The 24,749-nt window shown below is 61.0% G+C and carries 26 protein-coding genes and 1 tRNA gene; 10 read left to right on the forward strand and 17 right to left on the reverse strand.

Features of this window, described 5'->3' with window-relative positions; genetic code table 11:
- Nucleotides 1–40: 40 nt before the first annotated feature.
- The 5 genes from BS630_RS35230 to BS630_RS35250 all read right to left on the reverse strand — a co-directional run bounded on the left by BS630_RS35230 (nucleotide 41) and on the right by BS630_RS35250 (nucleotide 3,427).
- On the reverse strand, nucleotides 41–316 hold the full coding sequence (locus BS630_RS35230) for a hypothetical protein (protein ID WP_077981149.1): 276 nt from the start codon (nucleotides 314–316) through the stop codon (nucleotides 41–43).
- A 20-nt stretch (nucleotides 317–336) separates the two neighbouring features.
- Complete coding sequence (locus BS630_RS35235) at nucleotides 337–837, reverse strand: GNAT family N-acetyltransferase (RefSeq protein WP_077981150.1); 501 nt, start codon at nucleotides 835–837, stop codon at nucleotides 337–339.
- A complete protein-coding gene (gatA, locus tag BS630_RS35240) occupies nucleotides 828–2,309 on the reverse strand; it encodes an Asp-tRNA(Asn)/Glu-tRNA(Gln) amidotransferase subunit GatA (protein ID WP_077981151.1) in 1,482 nt (493 codons plus the stop codon). Before gatA ends, BS630_RS35235 begins: the two co-directional genes overlap by 10 nt.
- A 56-nt stretch (nucleotides 2,310–2,365) precedes the next feature.
- A complete protein-coding gene (gatC, locus tag BS630_RS35245; protein WP_077981152.1) occupies nucleotides 2,366–2,653 on the reverse strand; it encodes an Asp-tRNA(Asn)/Glu-tRNA(Gln) amidotransferase subunit GatC in 288 nt (95 codons plus the stop codon).
- Nucleotides 2,654–2,722: 69 nt separating this feature from the next.
- The gene (locus tag BS630_RS35250; protein ID WP_011651680.1) at nucleotides 2,723–3,427 is read right to left on the reverse strand and encodes a metal-dependent hydrolase; all 705 of its coding nucleotides are present in this window, start codon (nucleotides 3,425–3,427) and stop codon (nucleotides 2,723–2,725) included.
- Between the two features lie 228 nt (nucleotides 3,428–3,655).
- On the opposite strand from BS630_RS35250, the gene ruvX reads away from it, so the two are divergent.
- Nucleotides 3,656–4,150: a Holliday junction resolvase RuvX gene (gene ruvX, locus BS630_RS35255; protein WP_017960224.1), complete on the forward strand. Its 495-nt coding sequence runs from the start codon at nucleotides 3,656–3,658 to the stop codon at nucleotides 4,148–4,150.
- Here the strand turns inward: ruvX and BS630_RS35260 are convergent.
- From BS630_RS35260 to BS630_RS35265, 3 genes are all read right to left on the reverse strand, one after another.
- A complete protein-coding gene (locus BS630_RS35260; protein WP_077981153.1) occupies nucleotides 4,087–4,419 on the reverse strand; it encodes a DUF6105 family protein in 333 nt (110 codons plus the stop codon). The two genes, ruvX and BS630_RS35260, sit on opposite strands and share 64 nt — an antisense overlap.
- Complete coding sequence (locus BS630_RS36945; RefSeq protein WP_131663897.1) at nucleotides 4,416–4,616, reverse strand: hypothetical protein; 201 nt, start codon at nucleotides 4,614–4,616, stop codon at nucleotides 4,416–4,418. Before BS630_RS36945 ends, BS630_RS35260 begins: the two co-directional genes overlap by 4 nt.
- 102 nt (nucleotides 4,617–4,718) lie before the next feature.
- A complete protein-coding gene (locus BS630_RS35265; protein ID WP_077981154.1) occupies nucleotides 4,719–5,378 on the reverse strand; it encodes a TetR/AcrR family transcriptional regulator in 660 nt (219 codons plus the stop codon).
- A 248-nt stretch (nucleotides 5,379–5,626) separates the two neighbouring features.
- Between BS630_RS35265 and map the strand changes: the two genes are divergently transcribed.
- The 6 genes from map to BS630_RS35295 all read left to right on the forward strand — a co-directional run bounded on the left by map (nucleotide 5,627) and on the right by BS630_RS35295 (nucleotide 13,058).
- Complete coding sequence (gene map, locus BS630_RS35270) at nucleotides 5,627–6,463, forward strand: type I methionyl aminopeptidase (protein ID WP_077981155.1); 837 nt, start codon at nucleotides 5,627–5,629, stop codon at nucleotides 6,461–6,463.
- A gap of 7 nt (nucleotides 6,464–6,470) precedes the next feature.
- Nucleotides 6,471–7,298: a RadC family protein gene (radC, locus tag BS630_RS35275; RefSeq protein WP_077981280.1), complete on the forward strand. Its 828-nt coding sequence runs from the start codon at nucleotides 6,471–6,473 to the stop codon at nucleotides 7,296–7,298.
- Nucleotides 7,299–7,445: 147 nt separating this feature from the next.
- On the forward strand, nucleotides 7,446–8,633 hold the full coding sequence (locus BS630_RS35280; protein ID WP_077981156.1) for an alpha-hydroxy acid oxidase: 1,188 nt from the start codon (nucleotides 7,446–7,448) through the stop codon (nucleotides 8,631–8,633).
- 219 nt (nucleotides 8,634–8,852) lie between these two features.
- Nucleotides 8,853–10,259: a Si-specific NAD(P)(+) transhydrogenase gene (gene sthA, locus BS630_RS35285; RefSeq protein ID WP_077981281.1), complete on the forward strand. Its 1,407-nt coding sequence runs from the start codon at nucleotides 8,853–8,855 to the stop codon at nucleotides 10,257–10,259.
- Nucleotides 10,260–10,317: 58 nt separating this feature from the next.
- The gene (locus BS630_RS35290) at nucleotides 10,318–11,127 is read left to right on the forward strand and encodes an endonuclease/exonuclease/phosphatase family protein (protein ID WP_183594525.1); all 810 of its coding nucleotides are present in this window, start codon (nucleotides 10,318–10,320) and stop codon (nucleotides 11,125–11,127) included.
- 161 nt (nucleotides 11,128–11,288) lie between these two features.
- Entirely contained in the window at nucleotides 11,289–13,058 is a 1,770-nt protein-coding gene (locus BS630_RS35295) for a B12-binding domain-containing radical SAM protein (protein ID WP_077981157.1), read from the forward strand.
- Nucleotides 13,059–13,178: 120 nt separating this feature from the next.
- Here BS630_RS35295 and BS630_RS35300 read toward each other — a convergent pair whose 3' ends face one another.
- The 5 genes from BS630_RS35300 to BS630_RS35320 all read right to left on the reverse strand — a co-directional run bounded on the left by BS630_RS35300 (nucleotide 13,179) and on the right by BS630_RS35320 (nucleotide 17,390).
- Nucleotides 13,179–13,601, reverse strand: a complete 423-nt coding sequence (locus BS630_RS35300; protein ID WP_077981158.1) for a nuclear transport factor 2 family protein — start codon at nucleotides 13,599–13,601, stop codon at nucleotides 13,179–13,181.
- Nucleotides 13,602–13,776: 175 nt separating this feature from the next.
- On the reverse strand, nucleotides 13,777–15,261 hold the full coding sequence (gene tig / locus BS630_RS35305; RefSeq protein ID WP_017960213.1) for a trigger factor: 1,485 nt from the start codon (nucleotides 15,259–15,261) through the stop codon (nucleotides 13,777–13,779).
- A gap of 200 nt (nucleotides 15,262–15,461) precedes the next feature.
- Nucleotides 15,462–15,546 (reverse strand) — tRNA-Leu (locus BS630_RS35310).
- Nucleotides 15,547–15,699: 153 nt separating this feature from the next.
- Nucleotides 15,700–16,290, reverse strand: a complete 591-nt coding sequence (locus tag BS630_RS35315; protein WP_077981159.1) for a GDYXXLXY domain-containing protein — start codon at nucleotides 16,288–16,290, stop codon at nucleotides 15,700–15,702.
- On the reverse strand, nucleotides 16,287–17,390 hold the full coding sequence (locus BS630_RS35320; protein WP_077981160.1) for a DUF2157 domain-containing protein: 1,104 nt from the start codon (nucleotides 17,388–17,390) through the stop codon (nucleotides 16,287–16,289). Before BS630_RS35320 ends, BS630_RS35315 begins: the two co-directional genes overlap by 4 nt.
- Before the next feature lie 870 nt (nucleotides 17,391–18,260).
- Between BS630_RS35320 and BS630_RS35325 the strand changes: the two genes are divergently transcribed.
- From BS630_RS35325 to trmFO, 3 genes are all read left to right on the forward strand, one after another.
- Nucleotides 18,261–18,407, forward strand: a complete 147-nt coding sequence (locus BS630_RS35325; protein WP_003539019.1) for a DUF1127 domain-containing protein — start codon at nucleotides 18,261–18,263, stop codon at nucleotides 18,405–18,407.
- A gap of 295 nt (nucleotides 18,408–18,702) precedes the next feature.
- The gene (locus tag BS630_RS35330; RefSeq protein ID WP_003539017.1) at nucleotides 18,703–18,846 is read left to right on the forward strand and encodes a DUF1127 domain-containing protein; all 144 of its coding nucleotides are present in this window, start codon (nucleotides 18,703–18,705) and stop codon (nucleotides 18,844–18,846) included.
- Nucleotides 18,847–18,939: 93 nt separating this feature from the next.
- Nucleotides 18,940–20,373, forward strand: a complete 1,434-nt coding sequence (gene trmFO / locus BS630_RS35335) for a methylenetetrahydrofolate--tRNA-(uracil(54)-C(5))-methyltransferase (FADH(2)-oxidizing) TrmFO (protein ID WP_077981161.1) — start codon at nucleotides 18,940–18,942, stop codon at nucleotides 20,371–20,373.
- 10 nt (nucleotides 20,374–20,383) lie between these two features.
- Here trmFO and BS630_RS35340 read toward each other — a convergent pair whose 3' ends face one another.
- From BS630_RS35340 to secDF, 4 genes are all read right to left on the reverse strand, one after another.
- Nucleotides 20,384–20,851, reverse strand: coding sequence for a hypothetical protein (locus BS630_RS35340; RefSeq protein ID WP_077981162.1), 468 nt, complete (start codon nucleotides 20,849–20,851; stop codon nucleotides 20,384–20,386).
- A 71-nt stretch (nucleotides 20,852–20,922) separates the two neighbouring features.
- Nucleotides 20,923–21,780, reverse strand: a complete 858-nt coding sequence (locus tag BS630_RS35345; protein ID WP_077981163.1) for a phytoene/squalene synthase family protein — start codon at nucleotides 21,778–21,780, stop codon at nucleotides 20,923–20,925.
- Between the two features lie 2 nt (nucleotides 21,781–21,782).
- Nucleotides 21,783–22,169 carry an Mth938-like domain-containing protein gene (locus BS630_RS35350; protein WP_003539009.1) on the reverse strand — a complete coding sequence of 129 codons (387 nt, stop codon included), beginning with the start codon at nucleotides 22,167–22,169 and terminating at the stop codon, nucleotides 21,783–21,785.
- Between the two features lie 4 nt (nucleotides 22,170–22,173).
- On the reverse strand, nucleotides 22,174–24,714 hold the full coding sequence (secDF, locus tag BS630_RS35355) for a protein translocase subunit SecDF (protein ID WP_077981164.1): 2,541 nt from the start codon (nucleotides 24,712–24,714) through the stop codon (nucleotides 22,174–22,176).
- Nucleotides 24,715–24,749 lie beyond the last annotated feature (35 nt).

Below are 24,749 nucleotides of genomic sequence, written 5' to 3' on the forward strand. Positions count from 1 at the left end.
CCCGATCGCGTCTGAACCCGGCGCGATCGGGAGTATCGCCTCAAGCCTTTGCAGAGAGTTCCGTCCGCATCACCGACCACTCGTCGGCCATCGTGCCCGTGCCGCGCGCCTTGCCGGCGCGGCGATACCAGTAATCGGCGTTCCAGTCGTCGCCCTCGATGCGATGGCAAAGGGCATGCCCCCAGTCGAACGGCTGTTCGCCTTCGTGGCGCTGGCAGATGTCGTGCACCGCCTGCCAATCCGCGCCCATGGTGAAACCGCAGGCAGAGAGGCGATCGAATGCCTCGATCAATTGCGCAAGATCATTGTTCACCATAAGACCTCCTCTGGTTCCTGCTATTGGTCAGCCAACCGTTTCTCCAGATGCACCTTTTCAAGTTCGACACCCATGCTCTCGGAAAATTCGCGGCCACGCCAGATGATGGTGAAGCCGCAGCGCTCGTAGAGGCGGATTGCGCCCTTATTCCCGGCATGCGTGTCGAGCCTGGCAGTCGCCAGCCCCTCTGCCGCCATCAGTTCGCACAAATGAAGCAAGAGAGCCCGGCCGACGCCGTTGCCCTGATGGTCGGGATGCACCCAGAGGTCGGACACATAATTCGGTTGGTTTTCACGCGCGCCCCAGCCGACGATCGTCCCGCCCCGTTCGGCAACGAAGATCTCGCCTTTCGTTTCCGCGGCAAAGATGGCGAACTCGTGCCGCACCCTGGTGATCACATCGGGATCGAGATAGCTGTCCTCGAAGGCATCGCTTGCGGCCCATGCGGCAAAGCCGACGGCGCCGACCGTTTCGTGGTCGGCAGCTGCGATCTTTCGGATCTTTAGATCCGTTACCACCACTTGGCCGGCGTAAACCGGCCGGCTGCCTGCTCGATGACGTGGGCGGTCTTGAAGAGGGTTTCCTCATCGAAGGGCTTGCCGATCAGCTGCAGGCCGAGGGGTAGGCCCTTATGGTCGAGGCCGGCCGGCACGGCGATGCCGGGCAGGCCCGCCATGTTGACCGTCACCGTGAAGATGTCGTTCAGATACATCTTCACCGGATCGGCGGCGAGGTTCTCATCGGCAACGCCGAAGGCTGACGACGGCGTTGCCGGCGTCAGGATGGCGTCGACGCCGGCGTCGAAGACGAGTTCGAAATCGCGCTTGATCAGCGTGCGCACCTTCTGGGCGCGGATGTAATAGGCATCGTAATAACCGGCCGACAGCACATAGGTGCCGATCATGATGCGGCGCTTGACTTCCTTGCCGAAGCCCGCGGCACGCGTCTTCTCGTACATGTCGACGATATCCTTGCCGTCGACGCGCAGGCCGTAGCGCACGCCGTCGTAGCGCGCGAGGTTCGAGGATGCCTCGGCGGGAGCGACGATGTAATAGGCCGGAAGGGCGTATTTGGTGTGCGGCAGCGAGATGTCGACGATCTCGGCGCCGGCATCCTTCAGCCAGGCGATGCCCTGGCGCCAGAGGGTCTCGATCTCATCCGGCATGCCGTCGACACGGTATTCGTTCGGAATGCCGATCTTCATGCCCTTCAGCGACTGACCCAGAGCTGCTTCGTAATCCGGCACCGGCAGATCGACCGATGTGGTGTCCTTTGCGTCGACGCTTGCCATCGACTTCAAAAGGATCGCGGCATCGCGTACGTCGCGGGCGATCGGGCCTGCCTGGTCGAGCGAAGAGGCGAAGGCGACGGTGCCCCAGCGCGAGCAACGGCCATAGGTCGGCTTGATGCCGACGGTGCCGGTGAAGGCGGCCGGCTGGCGGATCGAGCCGCCTGTATCGGTCGCGGTCGCGCCGGCGCAAAGATGGGCGGCAACGGCTGCGGCCGAACCGCCCGATGAGCCGCCGGGCACGAGCTGCTGGTTGGAGCCTGCGGCACGCCAGGGATTGATCACAGCGCCGTAATGCGAGGTCTCGTTGGACGAGCCCATGGCGAACTCGTCCATGTTCAGCTTGCCGAGCATGACGGCGCCGTCATCCCAGAGGTTCTGCGTGACGGTCGATTCATAACGCGGCTCGAAACCATCGAGAATGTGGCTGCAGGCCTGGGTGTGAACGCCGACGGTGGCGAAGAGATCCTTGATGCCGAGCGGAATGCCTTCGAGTTCGCCTGCCTTGCCGGCGGCGATGCGCTCGTCGGAGTTCTTCGCCATGACGCGGGCGAGATCCGGCGTGACCTTGATATAGGCGTTAAGCCGACCGTTGGCCGCATCGATCGCCGAGATATAGGCTTCGGTCAGTTCGATCGCGGTGATTTCCTTGGCGCGCAGCTTCTGGCGGGCTTCGGCAATGGTCAGGCTGGTGAGTTCGCTCATCGTGTTTTCGCTTCAGATCTGGAATGGCAACAGGGTCGGAAAGAGGCTTCGAAGCCTTATTCGACGACTTTCGGCACCAGGAAAAAATTGTGGTCGGTGACGGGCGCATTGGCGACGATATCGGCTGCCTTGCTGCCGTCGGTCACCTCATCGGGCCGCTTCTTCATCGCCGTCGGGGTCACCGACGTCATCGCCTCGACGCCGTCGACATTCACTTCGGAGAGTTGCTCGACGAAGCCAAGGATGCCGTTCAGCTCGCCAACCATGCGATTTGCCTCGTCCTCGGAGACGGCAATACGGGCAAGGTGGGCGACGCGCTTCACAGTGGCAAGATCGACGGACATGGCATTCTCCGGATAGGATTTTTCCTACCCGCTATAAAGGCCATGTCCGCCTGACGCAACGGGATTTCGTCAGATCGACAGGCTCTCGGAAGGCCTGATCGCCTTCACATCCGTCTTCGATCCGTCCATGCCGGCAACGAATTTTTCAGCCGTCTGGTCGATGATCGGAAAGGTGCCGTAGTGGCAGGGGATCGCGGTCTTGAAGTTGAAATAGCGCCGGCAGGCAAGTGCTGCCACAGCGCCGCCCATGGTGAAGCGGTCGCCGACCGGCACGAAGCCGATATCAGGCTGGTGCAATTCATTGATCAGCGCCATGTCGGAAAATATGTCGGTGTCGCCCATGGCAAGGATCGAGGCTTCGTCGTCGAAATGCAGCATCAGGCCGTTGGCGTTGCCGAGTGCGTGCGAGACGCCGTCCTCGGTGATTTGGGCGGAGGAGTGCAGCGCATTGGTGAAGGTTGCCGAGAAGCTGCCGAGGGCGATCGTGCCGCCGGTATTGCCCATCTCGATCTTGTCGACGCCCTTGGAGCCGAGCCAGGCGGCGAGATCGGCATTGGCGAGAACGACGGCGCCGGTTTCCTTGGCGAGTGCCACGGTATCGCCGACATGGTCGCCATGGCCATGCGTCAGCAGGATATGGGTGATGCCGGCCGACACATCCTTGATATCCTGGCCGGAAAAGGAGGCGTTATAGCTGAGGAATGGATCGAGCAGGATCTTCGCCTTTGATGTCTCGATGCGGAAGGCGGAATGGCCGAGCCAGGTGATCTTCATGAAATGTCTCCTTTATTACGTGATGCAAAGGCGGTTTCGACGGGAGATCCGGATGATTTGGGCCGGATCGGCCCAAAATCTGAATCCGGATCTCAATCAAAGAATTGAAGCATGATGTCGTCCGAAAACCGCTCACACTTTTCGGCATCATGCTCTAAGGACATATCTTATGTGGCCGCAAAGAAAAGCGGCGGCGACTTCAATTTGTTTTGACGGGATGAAACGGCGATGACGGTGCTGACGATCGAGGAAATGGCCGAGACGCTTGTCCCGCGACAGGCGATTGCCGGCCTCGATCTCGGCACCAAGACAATCGGGCTTTCGATGTCCGATCTCGGGCGGCGTTTCGCCACGCCGCGCACAGTGATCCGCCGCGTCAAGTTCACCATCGATGCCCAGGCGCTCTTGGACTTCGCACAATCGGAAAAGGTCGCAGGCTTCATCATCGGCCTGCCGATGAACATGGATGGATCGGCGGGTCCGCGCGTGCAGGCGACGCGCGCCTTCGTGCGCAATATGGAGCAGAAGACGGCGTTGCCCTTCGTCTATTGGGACGAGCGGCTTTCGACGGTTGCCGCCGAACGGACGCTGCTCGAAATGGACGTTTCGCGCGCCAAGCGGGCCGAACGGATCGATTCGGCCGCGGCAAGCTTCATCCTTCAGGGCGCGCTTGACAGGCTATCCTTGCTGGCAAGGTCTGATGGAGATGAATTCAGCGCCTGACGCGTCTTCCACCAGGCGATGATCGATTTGCGCTTCCGGAAGGCCAGGATGGCGAAGACGACGAGGCTGTCCACCGCAATCGCGCGGGCAACCAGCGGCGGGATGGTCTCCGGCGGAATGCCGAGCGCCTTGCCGTAAAGCTCGAAGGTCAGGTCATGGACCTGCCGGCTCAGCATGAAGATGCCGAAACTCATGTCGTAATAGGAGAGCCAGTACCATCCGCCCAGAAAGACGATGGGGCCGGCCCAGAAGATCAGAAACCACTTCATGCGGCCTCTCCTCCATGCTTGCGCGCCACGGGCAGATCGAGGGAGACCAACCAGGTCGACAATGCCATGATGCAAAGCACCAGCGTCGGAATTGCGATATCCAGCGCCAGGACTGCGAAAAACATCATCGCCGCCACCAAAAACACTGCCTTGGCGATCTTGGTTCCCATGGTCGTCAACTCGGGTCTTCTACTCATACAATCTCTGCTGAGACCACACTGTCGGGTTAACCAGCCCCACGCAACGTAAACCATTTGTTAAGGTTAATGCTACGCCCGCCCCCTGTGGATGAGTAGATATCAGCCGTAGACGCCGCGCACGATGCGCTTCAGCGCCGTCGCTGCCTTCTCCCAGTCCTTGGGCGTTTTCAGCGACAGGCCGGCGCACTGCCCGCCGGCTGCGGCGGCGAGCACGAGGTGCTGGATCGCGGCGATGACGACGGCGTTGACGGCTGCCGCATCCACCCCCTTCGGCGGCGCCAGCGAGCCGCGCATGCGCTCCAGCCAAAGAGCCAGCGCCTTCGAACGCGCCTCGGACAACCGCCTCACCTGTTCGGTGTTTTCCGATATCTCCCAGGCGAGGATGCGGCGCATCAGCGGATCGTTTCTCAAGGCGTCGAGCAGGAGAAGCGACAGCCGCTCCATCAGGTCACCATAGGTGAGCAGGAACATGCCGCCGGCGTCTTCCGGAATGCGATCCTTGACCCATGTGCCGAGATCGGCACCGATCGCCTCGACCAAGCCGTCGAGGCCGCCATAGTAACGATAGATCAGCTGCTTGTCGCAACCGGCGCGGCGGGCGACCGCATTGATGCCGAAATTCTGGAAGCCTTCCTCGGCGAGCAGCCCCTTGGCGGCGGCAAGGATGGCGCGCTCGGTGGCGCCGCGATCACGCGCGCGCCGTTCCGGCCCCTCGCCGGTCCCGGGTGAATTTTCAAGATTTACGGCTTCATTCAGCATGATTGACCCTTCCCCGCTGTCACCAATCGGTGAGTAACGGGGAGGCTGCATGCAATCAATCCTATCCCTTTGGGAAGATTGTGGATATTCGATCCGGACCGTTGATTGTCCGTCGAACGGATGTGGAGGGCTGCACGTTGGGCGGATCGGATCCGCTCAGAAATCTCGTCCTGGCGGTTGATCGTGATGGACGAACCCGGCATAGCTGCATTATGAACAAATCTAACAATCTCCGCTAAGGCCAAGCAATGGTGAACTATATCGAAGCCTCTACCGCGCCCCCGAAGAATACGGGCGCCATCCGGCTTTATGACGCTGAAGCATTCGAGGGCATGCGCAAGGCATGCCAGCTGACCGCGCGCTGCCTCGATGCGCTTGCCGATATCGTCAAGCCCGGCCTGCTGACCGATGAGATCGACAGGTTCGTCTTCGATTTCGGCATGGATCACGGCGCCTATCCGGCGACGCTGAACTATCGCGGCTACACCAAATCGACCTGCACTTCGATCAACCACGTCGTCTGCCATGGCATTCCGAACGACAAGCCGCTGCGTGACGGCGATATCGTCAATATCGACGTTACCTTCGTGGTCGACGGCTGGCATGGCGATTCCAGCCGGATGTATCCGGTCGGCGTCGTCAAGCGTGCCGCCGAGCGGCTGCTCGAGGTCACTTATGAATCGCTGATGCGCGGCATTGCCGCCGTCAGGCCCGGCGCCCGCACCGGCGCGATCGGCGAGGCGATCCAGACCTATGCAGAGGCCGAGCGCTGTTCGGTGGTGCGCGATTTCTGCGGCCACGGTGTCGGCCGGCTGTTCCACGATTCGCCGAATATCCTGCATTACGGCCGCGCCAACGAGGGGCCGGAGCTGCGCGAAGGCATGATCTTCACCATCGAGCCGATGATCAACCTCGGCCGCCCGCATGTGAAGGTGCTGGCCGACGGCTGGACGGCAGTCACCCGCGACCGCTCACTGTCGGCGCAGTACGAACATACCGTCGGCGTCACCTCCGATGGCTGCGAGATCTTCACGTTGTCGCCGGGTGGGCTCGACCGCCCCGGCCTGCCGTCGCACAACGGGTGACGGTCCGATGGCGAAAGGCCCCGTTTCGACATCTTCCGACGACGAGCTGCCTTTCCTAACGCAAGAGTCCCTTGCCGCCGACGAACGCTCGTTCTTTGGCGGACGGCCGCAAAAGCCGTCCGCGCCGAATGCCAGGACCGCCCTGCCCGCCTCGCTCGCCGGCCAAGAGCATTATCACGGCCATCGCGAGCGATTGCGTGACCGCTTCCGGGAGCTCGGCGACACCGCGCTTGCCGACTACGAAATCCTCGAGCTCTTGCTTTTCCGCCTGATCCCCCGGCGTGACACCAAGCCGATCGCCAAGGCGCTGATCGAACGGTTCGGCTCACTTTCGGGTGTCTTCGGCGCGCCTCAGGCGCTGCTGACCGAAGTAAAGGGTGTCGGCGAGGCCGTGGCGCTCGACCTGAAGCTGATCTCGACTATCGCTCACCGGACGCTGAAGAGCGAGCTCAGGAGCAAACAGGTCCTGTCCTCGTGGTCTTCTGTCATCCAGTATTGCCATGCCGCCATGGCGCACGAGACCCGCGAACAGTTCCGCATCCTCTTCCTCGACAAGCGCAATGTGCTGATCGCCGACGAGGTGCAGGGCCGCGGTACGGTCGACCATACGCCGGTCTATCCGCGCGAGGTGGTCAAACGCGCGCTCGAGCTTTCGGCAACGGCGATGATCCTCGTCCACAACCACCCCTCCGGCGATCCGACGCCATCGCGTGCCGACATCGACATGACGAAGGTGATCATTGATGCGGCCAAAGCGCTCGATATCACCGTCCACGACCACGTCATCATCGGCAAGGATGGGCATGTCAGCCTGAAGGGGCTGAAGCTGATCTGAACAAACACTGCGGCTGATCGCCGACGAGATGCAGAGAAGACTGCGGAATGCTGGAGTTGACAGCAATCGGTGGTGCGCGATTGTATGCAGTCCTGCACCACCACAGCCTAGACAAGCCCGCCCGAAATACCGAGAAGATGAAGCTCCATGACGATCCGCAGCGGCAACACCGATCGATCGACCCGGCTCTGCCGCGACGTGCTCTGCCTCGACGATTTTGAAATAAAGGCGCGGCGACATCTGCCAAAGCCGTTGTTCGGTTATATCGCCGGCGCGACCGAGACCAATGCGTCGCTGCGGCATAATGCAGAAGCTTTCCAGGCCTATGCCTTCCGGCCTCGTGTCCTTCGGGACGTCTCGAAACGCAGCACCGAGACGAGCCTCTTCGGCAAGACCCATGCCGCACCATTCGGCATCGCACCGATGGGTATCAGCGCTTTGATGGCCTATCGAGGTGACATCGTGCTTGCGCAAGGAGCGGATCAATCGGGAATCCCGATGATCATAAGCGGTTCATCGCTTATCCCTTTGGAAGAGATCGCTGCGGTTTCGCCGCAAGCATGGTTTCAGGCCTATCTCCCCGGCGAGCCCGACCGTATCGACGCTCTCATCGATCGCGTCGGCGCGGCCGGCTTGCGCACGCTTCTGCTGACCGTGGATACAGCCACGCTGCCAAACCGAGAAAACAATGTAAGGGCAGGATTCTCGACGCCTCTGCGTCCCGGTCTCCGCCTGGCATGGCAGGGCATCTCGCACCCGCGCTGGACCACCGGCACATTCCTGCGCACGATCGTCCGGCACGGCATTCCGCATTTTGAAAATTCCTATGCCACAAGAGGCGCGCCGATCATCTCCTCGAATGTCGCGCGCGATTTTGGGAGGCGCGACCATCTCAACTGGAACCATCTGGAGCGGATACGCAACAGGTGGTCCGGCAAACTTGTGGTCAAGGGGATCATGCATCCTGACGACGCGGCCCGGGCTGTCGACACCGGGGCTGATGGCGTGATCGTCTCCAACCATGGCGGCCGCCAGCTCGACGGCACCGCGTCTCCCCTTCAGGCCCTTCCGGAGATTGCGTCCCGTGTTGGCGACCGCGTTGCCGTCATGGTCGATGGCGGTTTCAGGCGTGGAACGGACATCATGAAGGCCCTCGCGCTCGGGGCCTGTTTCGTGTTCGTGGGCAGGCCGTTCCTTTATGCCGCAGCCGTCGCGGGCCTACCAGGCGTGCTCAAGGCGGCCGATATCCTGAAGACGGAATTGCATAGCAATATGGCGTTGCTCGGCGTCACCAAGGTGGGCGATATTTCCGCGGACTACATCACCCGTGCATGAAAAGCCGTCGAGCCACCGAGCATGGCAAGCGACCCTGCCGGTATTCGTCGGCTACGGCCCAAGACGTAAAGCTGTTTCTCGCAGGGCCCACTTGCCCGAAAAAGTACCCGTCAGGACCAATCAGGTGGCCGTAAAACAATCTGTAACGTTGACCGGCTAACGATGGACGGGCGACATTTTGCGTCGCAATATGATTCCTTTCCAATCCGGGGCTTGATGATGCTTCAGTACGATCTCGTTGTGGTGGGCAGCGGTCCCGCAGGGCGCCGCGGCGCGATCCAGGCGGCAAAACTCGGCAAGAAAGTGCTTGTCATCGAGCAGGGCAAACGCGTCGGCGGCGTGTCCGTGCATACCGGCACCATCCCTTCCAAAACGCTGCGCGAGACTGCGCTTAATCTTTCCGGCTGGCGCGAACGCGGCTTCTACGGCCGGTCATACCGCGTCAAGGAAGAGATCAGTGCAGATGACCTGCGCCGCCGCCTGCTGATTACGCTCAATCACGAGGTCGAGGTGCTGGAACACCAGTTCGCCCGCAACCGCGTGCAGCATATTCGCGGCAAGGCGAGCTTCATCGATGCGTCGACGCTGCAGGTAATCAAGGATGACGGCGAGACCACGCAGGTCACCGCCGCCAGCGTGCTGCTCGCCGTCGGCACAAAGCCGTTCCGCCCCGATTACATGCCCTTCGACGGCAAGACCGTTCTCGACAGCGACGAACTGCTCGACATCCAGGACCTGCCGCGATCGATGGTGGTTATCGGCGCCGGCGTCATCGGCATCGAATATGCGACAATCTTCAGCGCGCTCGACACCGCCGTCACCGTCATCGACCCGAAGGCGACAATGCTCGACTTCATCGACAAGGAAATCATCGAGGATTTCACCTACCAGCTGCGCGACCGCAACATGAAGCTGCTGCTCGGCCAGAAGGCCGACAAGGTGGAGAGGCTCGAAAACGGCAAGGTCGGACTGACGCTCGACAGCGGCCGACGCCTGACGACCGACATGGTGCTTTTCGCCGCCGGGCGCATGGGGGCGACTGATGCGCTGAATCTTCAGGCCATCGGCCTCGAAGCCGACAGACGCGGCCGTCTCAAGGTCAATCCGGAAACGTTTCAGACATCGGTTGCCAACGTCTACGCCGCCGGCGACGTCGTCGGCTTTCCGAGCCTTGCCTCGACCTCGATGGAACAGGGCCGCATCGCCGCCCGCGTCGCGGTCGGCGCAGTCGCCAAGGAGCCGCCGAAATATTTCCCCTACGGCATCTATGCCGTGCCGGAGATCTCGACCTGCGGCCTGACCGAAGAAGAGATGAAGGAGCGCGGCATTCCCTATGAATGCGGCATCGCCCGCTTCCGTGAGACGTCGCGCGGTCATATCATGGGCCTCGACACGGGGCTTTTGAAGCTGATCTTCTCGCTGAAGACCCGCCGCCTGCTCGGCGTGCATATCGTCGGCGAAGGCGCCACCGAGCTGGTGCATATCGGCCAGGCGGTGCTCAATCTCAAAGGGACCGTCGAATATTTCGTCGAGAACACCTTCAACTATCCAACGCTCGCCGAAGCCTACAAGATCGCCGGCCTCGATGCCTGGAACAGGATGGGCGACATCAAGTCGGAGCTCTAAAGTCCGTCGCGTCGTCAAGGGAACTGCCGTCTCAGTCCGGCCGCCAAAACGGAGGCGAATGACATTGCGCATCATCTCGCTGAACGCATGGGGCGGCAGGCTTCATGAGGCGCTGATTGAATATATGACGGCGGTCGATCCCGACGTGCTATGCCTGCAGGAGGTTTTGCGCGCACCCGGCACCCGCTCGGGCTGGTCGGTCTATCGGGACGGCGATGTCGAGCTGCCGCAGCGCTTCAATCTCTTTACCGAGATCAGCACCGCCCTGCCCGGCCACGACGGCTTCTTCTGCCCGACATCGAGAGGCGAACTCTTCGACGGCGATACCGCCATTGTCGCCGAATTCGGGCTGGCGACCTTCGTGCGCAAAACGCATTCCGTCATCGCCCAAGGGCTGGGCTTCGTGCATGGCCGTTTTTCCGCTGATGGCTGGGGCGAACATCCTCGGCCGCGAAACGCCCATTGCGTCCGTCTCTTCGGCCATGAGCACGCTTCTACCGTGACCATCGCCCACATGCATGGCCTGCGCGATCCCGCAGGCAAGCGCGACACGGCGGCGCGCGACGAACAGGCTGCAGCGCTGGTCAGGCTCATCGAGGGCGTCTGGCCCGGCGACGAAGGGCTCGTCGTCTGCGGTGATTTCAACGTGCTGCCCGATAGCGCGACCTTTGCGATTCTCGCTAGACTCGGGCTTTCCGACCTCGTCACCGGAAGCGGCCTTGTAGACACGCGAACCTCCTACTATCTGAAGCAGGGCCGTTTTGCCGACTACATGCTGGTGACGCCGGGGATGAAGGTTGCCAAATTCGAGGTGGTCGAGGCGCCCGAAGTCTCCGACCATCGCGCATTGCTGCTCGATATCGGGTAGTATATTGAGGAATGATACACTTTGCGAAACGTTTGCGCGCCGTGCCGTTTTTTTACGCCTTAGTTTGACCTCCTAAGTCGCATTGGTATGTCGTGCCTGTCTATGCCTTCAACGCCATTTTTTGCCTTCGGGCAAAAGCTTCTAAAGAAAGATAGATACTCTTGTCCCATGTCTTGGAAGCTGCGCGCAGACGTTTTCAGCTGATCCTGATCAAGCCGTCGCATTATGACGACGACGGCTACGTCATCCGCTGGTGGCGGGCGATGATCCCTTCCAATTCGCTGGCGGCGCTCTACGGCATTGCCGCCGAATGCGCCGAACGCAAGGTGCTCGGAGACGATACGGCGATCGATATCACCGTGATCGACGAGACCAATACGCGGATCGATATCGCCGGACTGCTGGCGCAGTTCAAGCGTCACGACAATTTCGGCATGATAGCGCTCGTCGGCGTCCAGACCAACCAATATCCGCGCGCCCTCGATATCGCCCGTCCCTTCCGCGATGCCGGCCTGCCGGTTTCGATCGGCGGCTTCCATGTTTCCGGCTGCCTGTCGATGCTGGATGGCAAGGCGGTCGGGCTCGACGCCTGCCGCGACATGGGCATCTCGATGTTTGCCGGCGAAGCCGAGGGCCGGCTCGACATGGTGCTGCGCGATGCCGCCGCCGGTGAGCTGAAGCCGCTCTATAATTTCATGAACGACCTTCCCGGCATCGGCGGCACGCCGGTTCCCTTCCTGCCGAAGGACAATATCCAGCGCACGCTCGGGCTCAGCACCAGCTTTGATGCCGGACGCGGCTGTCCCTATCAGTGCTCGTTCTGCACCATCATCAACGTACAGGGACGCAAGTCGCGCTTCCGCTCGGCCGACGACGTCGAAAAGCTGGTGCGGATGAACTGGGCGCAGGGCATCCACAAATTCTTCATCACCGACGACAATTTCGCCCGCAACAAGGATTGGGAAGCGATCTTCGACCGGTTGATCGAACTTAAGGAACGGGACGGCATTCCGCTCGGCCTGATGATCCAGGTCGACACGCTCTGCCACAAGATCCCCAATTTCATCGAGAAATCCAGGCGCGCCGGTGTCACCCGCGTCTTCATCGGCCTCGAAAACGTCAATCCGGACAATCTGACCGCCGCCAAGAAGAACCAGAACAAGATCACCGAATACCGCAAAATGCTGCTCGCCTGGAAGGCGCAGGGCATCATGACGCTCGCCGGTTATATCCTGGGCTTCCCCGCCGACACGCCGGAATCGATCCGCCGCGACATCACGATCATCCAGGAAGAGTTGCCGCTCGACGTCATCGAATTCTTCATCCTGACGCCGCTGCCCGGCTCCGAGGACCATCAGGTCCTGTGGAAGAAGGGCGTCGAGATGGATGCCGATCTCAACATCTACGATGTCGAGCACGTCTGCACCGCCCATCCGAAGATGAGCAAGCAGGAATGGGAGGACATCTACCACGAGGCCTGGGCGCTCTACTATTCGCCTGAACATATGAAGACGCTGCTGCGCCGCGCCGTGGCGACCGGCGTACCGCTCGCAAGGCTCGTCAAGGTTCTGGTCTCCTTCGCGACCACCGTGCCGCTGGAAAATGTGCACCCGCTGCAAAGCGGCCTGCTGCGCCTGAAGACGCCGTCGGAGCGGCGCCCGGACCTGCCGCGCGAGAATCCGCTCGTCTTCTGGCCGCGCTTTGCCTGGGAAACCTTCCGCAAACATGCTTCGCTCGCCGGCACGATCATTGGCCTGACGATTTCGGCGTTCTTGATTTCAAGGGACGCGAAGTCGAAGACCTACATGGATCAGGCCCTGACGCCGGTCGCCGACGACGAAGAGGAAACGCTCCACCTCTTCACACAGACCGCCGGCGGCGCCGCAGCCGTCAACCACGTCAGGAAGGTCGCGCAACTGACCGCGCATTGAGTGGCAATTCTTGAACGGCGGCTGACGCCCGAACACATGGGCGGCAAGCCGATACATGTCGCTAAAGCGCGTCGCATCAATCAAGTTTGACAACGCGCTTTGAAAGCTCCGACTTGCCGTTTAAGCGACTTGGATCATCTTGGTGGTCTCGGCCACTTGCAGCGTGTCGACGAATTCGACGATCTTGACCGGTTTCCCATCTCGGAAATGGATCTTGTCGACGAATTCCGTATGGAAGCTCACGCCCGATGGGATGTGCCTGACCACGCCTTCGCGGTGGGCAAAGACCATATGCTCATCCTCGTCCACATAGATGCCGGCTGTCCTGATATTCGATAGATCCCATACAGTGATAAGCTGCGTTATCCCCTGGCGAAAAGCATGCCCGCTTGATTCAGTCGAAAAAGGCGCCAGCCGTGTATTGCCAACCATGCGAAAGGTGCAATTCTCGCCGATCAGCGCCAGCGTAGCTTCGATATCGCCACGGTCACGCACAGCATAGATTTCCTCCACGAGCTTCTTCATGTCGTGCTTTGCGGTCATTTTCAGGTCCCTCCACCATCAGCGAAATCTGCATCGAATTGTACGCTAATGCAACTTTTTGTTGTTCCGGATGAATAAACACAATGGAGTAGGCGTTCGAGAATGAACTGACCTGAACAATAGAAAAGGCCCCGCACCATGGCGAGGCCTTCCAAACTTCTGAACTGAAAAGCGATTATTCGGCGCTTTCGTCAGCCGCCTTCTTCTTCGGAGCAGCCTTCTTCTTCGGTGCGGCTTCTTCGCCTTCACCGGCGTCAGCTGCTTCGGCCTTGGCGGCAGCCTTCTTCTTCGGTGCGGCCTTCTTGGTTTCGGCCTTCGCTTCGCCTTCTTCCTCGGCGAGCAGCTCTTCCTTCGTCACCTTCTTGTCGGTGACGTCGATTTCGGTCAGCAGGTGATCGATGACCTTCTCTTCGAAGATCGGTGCGCGGATCGAAGCGGCGGCACCCGGCTGGCTGCGGAAGAATTCGAGGATCTGCTTTTCCTGGCCCGGATACTGACGCAGCTGATCGTAGATGGCGCGCTGCATCTCGTCTTCGCTGACTTCGACGCCGGCCTTTTCGCCGATTTCGGAGAGAACGAGGCCGAGGCGGACGCGGCGCTCGGCGAGCGTCTTGTATTCCTCGCGAGCCTTCTCCTCGGTCGTGTCTTCATCCTCGAAGGTCTTGCCGGACTGGGCGAGGTCGTTGTTCACCTGGCTCCAGATGCCGTTATATTCGGCATCGACGAGCGAGTTCGGGGTCTCGAACTTGTACATCTCGTCGAGCTGGTCGAGGATCTGACGCTTCAGCTTCTGGCGGGTCAGCGAGCCGTACTGCGATTCGATCTGGCCACGGACGATCTCCTTCAGGCGATCGGCGGACTCGATGCCGAGCTTGGAAGCGAGTTCATCGTTGATCTCGACAGCGGCGGGTGCTGCGACATCCTTGACAGTGACGTCGAAGGTCGCTTCCTTGCCGGCGAGGTTCTTGGCCGGATAGTCGGCCGGGAAGGTCACGGTGATGGTCTTCTCGGCGCCGGCCTTGACGCCGACGAGCTGGTCTTCGAAGCCCGGAATGAAGCGGCCGGAGCCGAGCACCAGTTCGGCGCCCTGGTCAGTGCCGCCTTCGAAGGCTTCACCGTCGACCTTGCCGACGTAATCCATGGTGATGCGGTCGCCGTTCGCGGCCTTGCCGGTCTTGGTCTCGTAGGCGCGGGCGCTTTCGGCAACCTTCAGGACCTGCTCGTTGACTTCGTCGTCCGAGATGTCGATGACTTCGCGCGTGACCTTGATGCCCTTGACCGACTTCAGTTCGATCGGCGGCAGAACTTCATAGGAGAGCGTGAATTCGAAATCCTGCTCGGCGGCGAGGATCTTGTCGGCTTCGTCCTTGTCTTCCGTCATGGCGATTTCCGGCTGCGTGGCCGACTTCTCGCCGCGGCTGGACAGGATGGCGGCCGGCTGCTCGCGGACGATCTCGTTGACGAGGTCGGCCATGATCGACTTGCCGTAGACCTTCTTCAGGTGAGCGGCAGGCACCTTGCCCGGACGGAAGCCGTTGATGCGAACCTTGTCCTTCACATCGGCAAGACGCTCATTCATCTTGTCTTGCATGTCCTTGGCCGGGATAACGACCTTGATTTCGCGCTTCAGCCCTTCAGCGAGCGTTTCGATAACCTGCATGTCTTCCTACCTTCATTTCGTGGCGGCCGTGCCCAGACGCCGTTCGTTTCGATGAGCACGACGCCGGCGATCCTGCCGCGCGTGGCTTTTCCCAATTCCATATCATTCCGCCCAAAGCGGAATGGCACTCGCGGGCTATTCGGGACAACTCTCAATTGTTCTGGAACAACCGATTCTTAGTCTCCCGCCTGCAAACAGCTTGGTGCGGGTAGAGAGACTTGAACTCCCACGCCTTGCGGCACCAGAACCTAAATCTGGCGTGTCTACCAATTTCACCATACCCGCGTTCACAAAACCGCATGCCTATGCCTGCGCATGAGGCCTTCCGGAGCGCGGCGTCTCTATATCACCCGATTTGGTCGAGGCAAAGGAAAAATGAACGGCAAATGACAGGGGATTTGCAGCCCTGGAGCAGCCCTGCCCCGAAGTGCCGCCGGATCAGTAAAGCGGCTCGTCGTAAACCGGCTTGCCGTCAACGAGAAGGCTGCGGATCTGTGCGCTTCCATCAGGCGAGACACGCACTGCAATGGCGACGTTGCCGTCATTGCGGGCCTCCTCGATCGGCTTGCCCTCGCCTTCAGGAACGTAGTAGCGCTCGATGCCGTATTCGACACGCATGCTGTCGCCGACGGCAAGTCCGCCGCTATAAAATGGCTGGCTGCGCAGGATCACGGTCTCCGGCTGCGGAGGCAGTTCGTGAAAGGACGATTCGGTCACCGTCCAGAAACCGTCCTCCTGCTTCTTCAACCGGACCCATAACACCCGCTCGCCGGCCTCAGCCGGAATGCCGCCGGAAACCGTCTGCACCGGCACCGAGGAAATGTCGTAGTTCAAGACGACATAGTCGCCGCGCAGGAAATCGCGCGGATCGACGGGCGCCGTCTTCAGCAGCACTTCGGCGCCATCGCTGAGGATCGACGCCCGGCTCTGGATGATCGTGCCGAGGATTAGGGTCTGCAGACCCGCGACGATGATGGCCGAAAGCAAATAGCCCTTGCCGGATTGCAGCTTTGCCATGAACGAATTCATGCCCGCTCCCCCTGTGCACTCGCCGAAAAACGCCGTTCGAGACGGATGACCATCCAGGCAACTAGCGCGACCACGAGACCGGAGAAGAGGAAGAGGCTCGACGTGCCGAGGATCGAGCCGACGGTGACGGAGGCGAGATAGAGCATCTCCGCGGCAAAGGTCGCGTAGGCGAGATATCGCACCGCGCCATTATCCCTGCCACGCAGGACGATCGCCAGCACGGAAGCGGCAAGCGTCACCACTCCGAGCACCACCAGCCCCCAGCCGTCCTCGATCTCGATATGCAGCAGCAGGAAGCCGATTACGGCGACGAGGAAGCTGTAGAAGGCGGGAGCCGCACCGGCGGTTCTGACCAAGGAGGCAATAGGCCGGGGGGGCAGCGCCGTCAGGACGAAGGCCGCCATGCCGCCGATTGCAAAAGCAAGCGCCACGGCGATCTCCTCATAAAGAGTATAGAGCCAGGCAAGCCAGCCGATGAGCAGCAGATAGGCCAGGTGGCGGGCTCTCTCAGCGCCGGTATACCGCACCAGCCCGATGACGATCACCGCCATGACGGGCGCCATCCAGGGGTTGAAACCTATCCAATGCGTGTCGTTATTCTGAAGATAGACGGCGAAGGACGCCCAGGAGAGGAAGCCGGCGACGACGGTCACGGCGGCTGAACGGAACAGGATCGCCGAGACCGTCGCAATCGCGAACCAGAGATACATCACCGTCTGCTGGTCGCCGGAGACGTGATACATCTGCCCGACCAGCGAGATGGCGCCGCCGAAACTCATCGCGCCGATGACCAGCAAGCCGCCTGCGGCGGCTGTCGCACCGCGGGCAAGCATCCGGGCGGCGGCGATATGCACCACCCAGATCAGGGCAAGGATGCCCCCGACGCGTACCAGGCGCGGGATGGCCTCCCAGTTGGAGGCGACGACCAGCAGGATGGCAGCTGCAAGCAGCACCGCTGCCAGCGCCATCAGCACCCGGCCGAGGCTGAAGCTTGCCGGGCGGCTGTCATATTCGGCGAGAAGCGCACCTGCCGTTTCCTGCCTGAGCAGGCCCTTGCCTACCCAGAGCGAAAGATCCCGCTCCAATCTGCCGCGATACATGCTCAACCCCTCGATTTCCGCAACGTCGACTGCGGCGCTGCAGCTCACGCCGTTATAGATGCAGCACGTGTGTTCGCAAACGCTCTTGCGACAATATACAAGTTCCTCATTGGTCTAAATAGTATCGAGTGTTAACCGGCCGCTAACGTCAGAAGCACTAGTATAAGCCTATGGACGGAGAGGTATGCGATCTCTGCATATCCCCCATGAAATTATTGCACTGCACAATACTCATTAGTCATACTATTGATCGACACATCGAAGCACGGGGATGGCGCCCCGGCCCGGCATTAGCCGGACGCCCGCGGATGCTTTGTCCGTGACGAGATTCGTAGCCGCGCACTCCTCCTCCCAGCGCGCTGCGATAGACTGGCAACACTCCTCCTCCCAGTTGTCAGTCACCATAACGCGCCCGCCGGATCCTCCCCCGGCGGGCGTTTTTGTTTAGTCAGAGCTTCATTAAAACCTTGGCGGCGAGAGGATTTTCGTCGCATGGCGCCGTCATGCCACATTGTCGTCACGCCGCCCCACCAACCCCGCGAAGGGGTGGGCGACTTCCAATGCGAAACGGAACGCCTCTTTGCAGCGGAAGCACGGGCGGAATCACCGGAGGAAGCAGCGTTTTCTGTTATGGCACCCCATTCGCCCTCTCAGTCGAACTGCTTTCTCAAAAGTCATTCTGCCTATTCGTTGACCAAAAAATGGTAAGTCTGCGTCAAATATCCTTTGAGCATTGCATGGGTCGCATAGGTGATCTGAAAACTTGTCTGTTTTGGTCTTTCGCGTCGCAACATATATTCCAGTCATCAAATAGAGGTCAGCGCCGATCGGTGGCTGCTGGCGGATGAAACCCTCGGAAAGGGGCTTAACATGAACTTCTCTCGCTCTTTCAATAACTGGCGCAAGTATCGTCAGACCGTCACGGAACTCGGCCGCATGACCAACCGCGAATTGCACGATCTCGGCATCGATCGTTCGGACATCCATCGCGTTGCCCGTGAGGCTTCTCACCGCTAATTCCAGGCGATCCGCTGCTCCTCCCAAGCAGGATTGTTCTCGATTGAAACGCCCGCTGTCCCCACAGCGGGCGTTTTCTTTTGTCTGCATGCGGCTGCCGCGGCGGTTGCAGGTTTTTTCCGCTCGTTAGCCTGCTCAAAAAATATCCTCTGCTTAATTGAAGAGCATCATAGTGCACAATTGCATGGCAGACGCCTTTTATTTGCACTGCACAATCGGACGGTTCTCGCCTATATAAACGTCAACCGCAGAGAGACAGGCGATCCCGCCGTCCCGCGGACATAGGAAGAAGACAATGAACCCGATCCGCATTGCAAGAAGCTGGCTCAGCTACCGTCGTACGCTCAATGAACTCGGCGGCCTTTCGAACCAGACCCTGTCCGATATCGGCGTTAGCCGCTACGACATCCGGAATATCGCATCCCGCTCGTTCCGCTAATAGCGAGTACGATGCTTCCAAGACGGCGCCCCAGGGCGCCGTTTTTGATTCCAGGGTGTTGGATCGCACCTGCCGACATGATATCAGCCCGGAATGAACACGATCTCTTCCTATTCCCCCATCCACGTCGTCGGCGGCGGGCTTGCCGGTTCGGAAGCCGCCTGGCAGATCGCCGGTTCCGGCGTTCCGGTCATCCTGCATGAAATGCGCGGGGTGCGCGGCACGGATGCGCACAAGACCGACGGCCTTGCCGAACTCGTCTGCTCCAATTCCTTCCGTTCCGACGATGCGACCAGCAATGCCGTCGGCGTCATCCATGCCGAGATGCGCATGGCGGGCTCGCTGATCATGGCCGCTGCCGATCGGTGCCAGGTACCGGCCGGCGGTGCGCTCGCCGTCGATCGCGATGGCTTCTCCGAGGCGGTGACCAAAGCGGTCCATGACCACCCGCTCATCACCGTCGTGCGTGAGGAGATCACCGGCCTGCCGCCGAAGGATTGGGATCTAGCCATCGTCGCCACCGGACCGCTGACGGCGCCGTCGCTCGCGAGCGCCATCCAGACGGAAACCGGCGAGGATTCGCTTGCCTTCTTCGACGCCATCGCGCCGATCGTCTACCGCGAGAGCATCGATATGGATATCTGCTGGTATCAGTCGCGCTACGACAAGGTCGGCCCCGGCGGCACAGGCAAGGATTACATCAACTGCCCGATGGACGAAGCGCAGTACAATGCCTTCGTCGATGCGCTGATATCCGGCGATACGGTCGGTTTCAAGGAATGGGAGGGCACGCCTTATTTCGACGGTTGCCTGCCGATCGAGGTGATGGCCGAACGTGGCCGCGAGACGCTGCGCCACGGACCGATGAAGCCGATGGGGCTGACGAGCGCGCATAATCCGACGGTCAAGGCCTATGCCGTCGTGCAGCTGCGTCAGGACAATGCGCTCGGTACGCTCTACAATATGGTCGGCTTCCAGACGAAGCTGAAATATGGCGCGCAGGCGGATATCTTCCGGATGATCCCGGGTCTGGAAAATGCGGAATTTGCCCGTCTCGGCGGTCTGCACCGCAACACCTATATCAACTCCCCCACCCTGCTCGATCCGTCGCTGACGCTGAAATCGCGGCCCGGCCTGCGCTTTGCCGGCCAGATCACCGGCTGTGAGGGTTATGTGGAAAGCGCCAGCGTCGGGCTGATGGCCGGGCGTTTCGCTGCCGCGGAACGCAAGGGCGAGGCGATCTCGCTACCGCCCGCGACGACGGCGCTCGGCTCGCTGCTCGGTCATATCACCGGCGGGCATCTCGTCACCGACGAGGAGCCGGGCAAACGATCGTTCCAGCCGATGAACATCAATTTCGGGCTGTTTCCGGAGCTTCAGCCGGGTTCGATCGTCAAACCCGAAGGCGTCAAGCGCTTCCGCGGCAAGGACAAGACGATCATGAAGCGGCAGCTGATCGCACGCCGCGCGCTCGCGGACTGCGCCGCCTGGCTCGGCCAAAATTCGACGTTTGCCGAAAGCGCGTGAGCAGCCACTTCTACTGCTGGTTCGCCGCCGAAATATTGCCGGGCGGCAGGTCCTTATCGGGCTCGGCGATATAATTGCCGAGCAGCCAGAGCGAAACCTCCGAGGCTTCCTTGGCGGTAGCGAATTCGAAATTGCCGTTGTGATGGGGTGCATCGAGAAAGTCGATCACCAGTCCCCTGCCCGTTTCCGAGCCGATGACGCGCACCCGGCCCGGCTCGATCACGTGGCAGGAGAAATGGCGCGACATATTGCGCATGAAGCCGGCCTTGTTGTCGTGCAGGCGCACAAAGACGGCCTGGCCGTTTTCCGTCGCCTGCAGCTGACGGATCGCCTCGTTCGGAAAGGCACGGCCGAACTCGATGATGGCGAGGCCCGTGTCATGCAGGCCATCTTCCTTGTTCTGCGCGGCCATGCGCGTTGCCACGAAAGCAAAGAAAATGACGATGACGAAAAGGACGCACCAGACGATAATGCCCACGCCGAGTCTCCGTTCAAAGGGTAGCGGTGGAAGCCTTGTAACGCGCGAGACTTGCGCGAATTTGACCGATATCAGATTTTTCGGCGTGCGGCAGCCAGCCCCATCCGCAGCTGGCGGCGCCATTGCGGCGGCTGCAGCGACCGGTCGAACACCAAGGCCCCGCGTTTCTGCGCCATGACGAGCACCGGTTCGGCAAGCGTCGCCGGCAGGAAGGCTGGAAAGACGGCCGGCGCAATCGGCCCCGCCGCCCTCGCCTTTGCCAGATGTTCGCGACCGAGGCCGGCGAAGGCCTCGATGGCGGCAGAGATGCGCGGCCTGTCTTCGCCGGCGAGGAAGGCATCGCGGTCGAGACCGGTGGCGGAAAGGATCTGCAGCGGAATATAGATCTGGCCGCGGCGGCGATGCAGCGGCATCAGCAGCAACAGCCCGGCGACCGCCTGGGCGACGCCGGCATGGCCGGCGGCGTCGGCCGAGCGTGCGGCCTCCTCCGGCGAAAGCACCAGGCTTGCGAGCTGAATCAGCGCCGATGCCGTTTCGCCGGCATAGCCTTCAAGCGAAAGACGTGTCTCCATCGGATCGTCATAGAGATCGAAGGTCCGGGCCTCGATCATGTCGATCAGCGTCGTGCGCGGCAGGCGATGCGTTTCGATTGCGGTGAGAAGTGCTGCGGCGACGGGATTGGCCGCCGTCGAGCCGTGCGCGCTGCCTTCCAGAAGATCGTGCCAATATTGCAGCCGCACCTGACCGGGCAAGGGCTCGTGGACGAGATCGCGGATGCGGGCAAGCTCGGCGTTGAAGGCGTAAAGAGCTGCGAGCGCGCCGCGCTTTTCCTCCGGCGACAGCAGACAGGCGAGATAGCGGTCGCGATCGCTGTCACGCAGCATCGCCAGGCAGATCTCCTGGTTGGTCGCAATATGCGCATCAGTCATCGTCAGACCGCAATCAACGCCGCGGCGACGGCACGCTGCTCTGCGAGCATGATGTTGAAGGTGCGCACTGCAGCCCCGGTGCTCATCGGATCGGAGGAGATGCCGCGCGACTTCAGCGCCAGCCTCAATTCTTCGGGCAGACGGCGAAGCTCGGTTCCAGTACCGACGAGCAGAACCTCGATATCGGCGGCCTCATCCAGCACCCGACGAAAATTTTCAGGCGACAGCGGTTTCGACATGTCCATATCCCAGCCATGAATGCCGGAGGGCAGGCAAAGGATCGAGCCGCGATGCGACATGTCGGCAAAACGAAAGCCGCCATTGCCGTAAGCATCGATCGGAGCGCGCCCGGGGAAATGCGCGGCGCGGATTTCTATGCCTTTTGCCATGTTTTCAAACCACCGTGCCGGATTTTACACCAGCATCCGTCTTGTTGCTCTCTTCCCCGTCGGGAGCCTCTGGCCGCAGCCGGAAGACGATCAAGACAGGAGCGGCGATATAGATCGAAGAGAAGGTGCCGAGAGCAACGCCGAAGAGCATCGCAAAGGTGAAGGAACGGATGACTTCACCGCCGAAGAGAAGGAGCGCCAGCAAGGCGATCAGCGTCGTCGCCGCGGTCAGAACGGTGCGCGACAGCGTCTGATTGATCGAAGCATCGATCAGGATCGACAGCGGCATCTTCTTGTATCGCTTCAGATTCTCGCGCATTCGGTCGTAGACCACGACCGTATCGTTCAGGGAGTAACCGACGATGGTCAGCACGGCGGCGACGCTCGTCAGGTTGAACTCGATGCCGGTGAGGACGAAGAGGCCGAGCATGATGATGACATCGTGCAGCGTTGCGACGATGGCGCCGACCGCGAACTGCCATTCGAAGCGGATCCAGATGTAGATCAGGATCGCCGCAAGTGCTGCAAGCACGCCGAGCGTCGCCATCATCGTCAATTCGCCCGAGATGGCAGGGCCGACGACCTCGACGCGGCGAAAGTCATAATCTTCCTGGAGCTCGCCGCGCACCAGCGTCGCCGCCGACTGCTCGGCATTTTCGCCGCCGCCCTGGGAAGCGATGCGGATCCGCGCATTCGCCGGCCCGCCCGTGGGCTCGACATTGATCTCACCGAGATTGAGATCATTAAGGCGCGCGTTGAGATCGGCGATGTCGGCATTGCCTTGCTTCGCCGTCACCTCGATGAGCGAACCGCCGGTGAAATCAATGCCGAGATGCAGGCCGACGGTGGCAAAGGCGGCCATGGCGATCAGCGAGATGACCGCCGACGCCGTAAAGACATAACGGCGGATCCCCATGAAGCGGATATTGGCGTGTTCGAAAAGGTGCGTCAGAACGCTCTTCGGCAGATGCCGGGGATGGCGCCTTCTCAACCAGACGGCAACGATCGAGCGTGTCAGCGTGAAAGCCGTGAAAACGGTCGTCAGGATGCCGATCGCGAGCGTCACGGCGAAACCGCGGATGGATTCGCTGCCGAGGAAGAAGAGGATGATGGCGGCAATGAAGATCGTGACGTTCGCGTCGACGATGGTTGCGAATGCGCGCGAGAAACCGCGTCCGACGGCCTCCGCAAAGGAATGGGTGGTTTTTTCCTCTTCGCGGATTCGCTCATAGATCAGAACATTCGAGTCGACCGCCATGCCGACGATCAGCACGATTCCGGCAATCCCCGGCAAGGTGAGCGTCGCGCCGGCAAGGCTGAGCACTGTGACGATGAGGATCAGGTTGAGGAAGAGCGAGGCGACGGCGATGAGGCCGAGGATGCGATAGAGCGCGATCATCAATGCCGCGACCAATACGACGGCGACGAGGCCAGCAACGAGACCGTTGAAGATGGAATCGGCGCCGAATCTCTGACTGACGCTGCGTTCCTCGACGCTGGTCAGCGTCGCCGGCAAGGCGCCGGCGCGCAGCATGATCGCAAGGTCGCGGACGCCACCCTCGGAGAAGTTTGCCGAAATCCGGCCCTCGCCGCCGGTGATCGCCGCATCGATGACCGGTGACGACATCACCTGGTCGTCAAAGACGATGGCAAGGTGCTTGCCGATATTCTGCCCCGTCGCCTGCGCCAGCCGCTCTTTGCCTTCGGCATCGAGACGGTAGGCGATCGAGGTGTCCTGTGTCTGTGGATCGACGACAGGCTCTATATCGACCATGTTGCTGCCGGTGATGAAAGCTGTGCGGTCGACAAGGTACGGCACCGGCGGATCGTCAAGCGAATAGAGCACCTGCGATGTCGGCGGCCAGCGGCCGTTCAGCGCCTCCTGCCCGGACATGCTTTCGTCGATCAGATGAAAGGAAAGTTTGGCCGGCTGGTTGAGGATGTTCTTCAGCCGCTCCGCATCGATCGATCCCAACACCTGCACGACGATGCGGTCGGCGCCATCGGGGCGAACGAGGAAATTATCATTGCCCAATCCGGCGATGCGGCGGCCAACGATATCGAGCGAGCGGGTCCGGGCGGAAGCGAGGTCAGCAGTAATGCCGGCGTCGGAAATCTGCAGCGAGAGCTGCCCCTGGTCACCCTGCTGCAGGGCGACCTCAGGTCCCGAATGTCCACTAGCCGTCGTCAAAGGCTTCAGGAGATCGACCGCCGCCTGTGTCTGGGCCGCATCGGTGATCCGCACGGTAACGGTCTGGTCATTGCCGGTCAGCCCGGTATAGCGGATGCCGGCGCCGCGTAGCGCGTTGCGCACATCGGCGACCACCTCTTCCAGGCGGTCCCTGACGATATCGGAACGCTCGACCTTCAGAACGATATGCGAGCCGCCCTGCAGGTCGAGACCAAGCACTACGCGGTCGTGCCGCAACCAGTTCGGCAAGGAAGATCGCTGCGCCTCAGTCATCAGATTGGGCGCAGCGGCGACGATGGCCGCAAACGCGACCAGCCAAATCAGAAGTGTTTTCCAGCGGGAAAAATGCAACATTCTCTCGACGATCTTCCGATCCGGCGGTCCTGCGG

The sequence above is a fragment of the Rhizobium laguerreae genome (assembly GCF_002008165.1).
Lineage (GTDB): Bacteria > Pseudomonadota > Alphaproteobacteria > Rhizobiales > Rhizobiaceae > Rhizobium > Rhizobium laguerreae.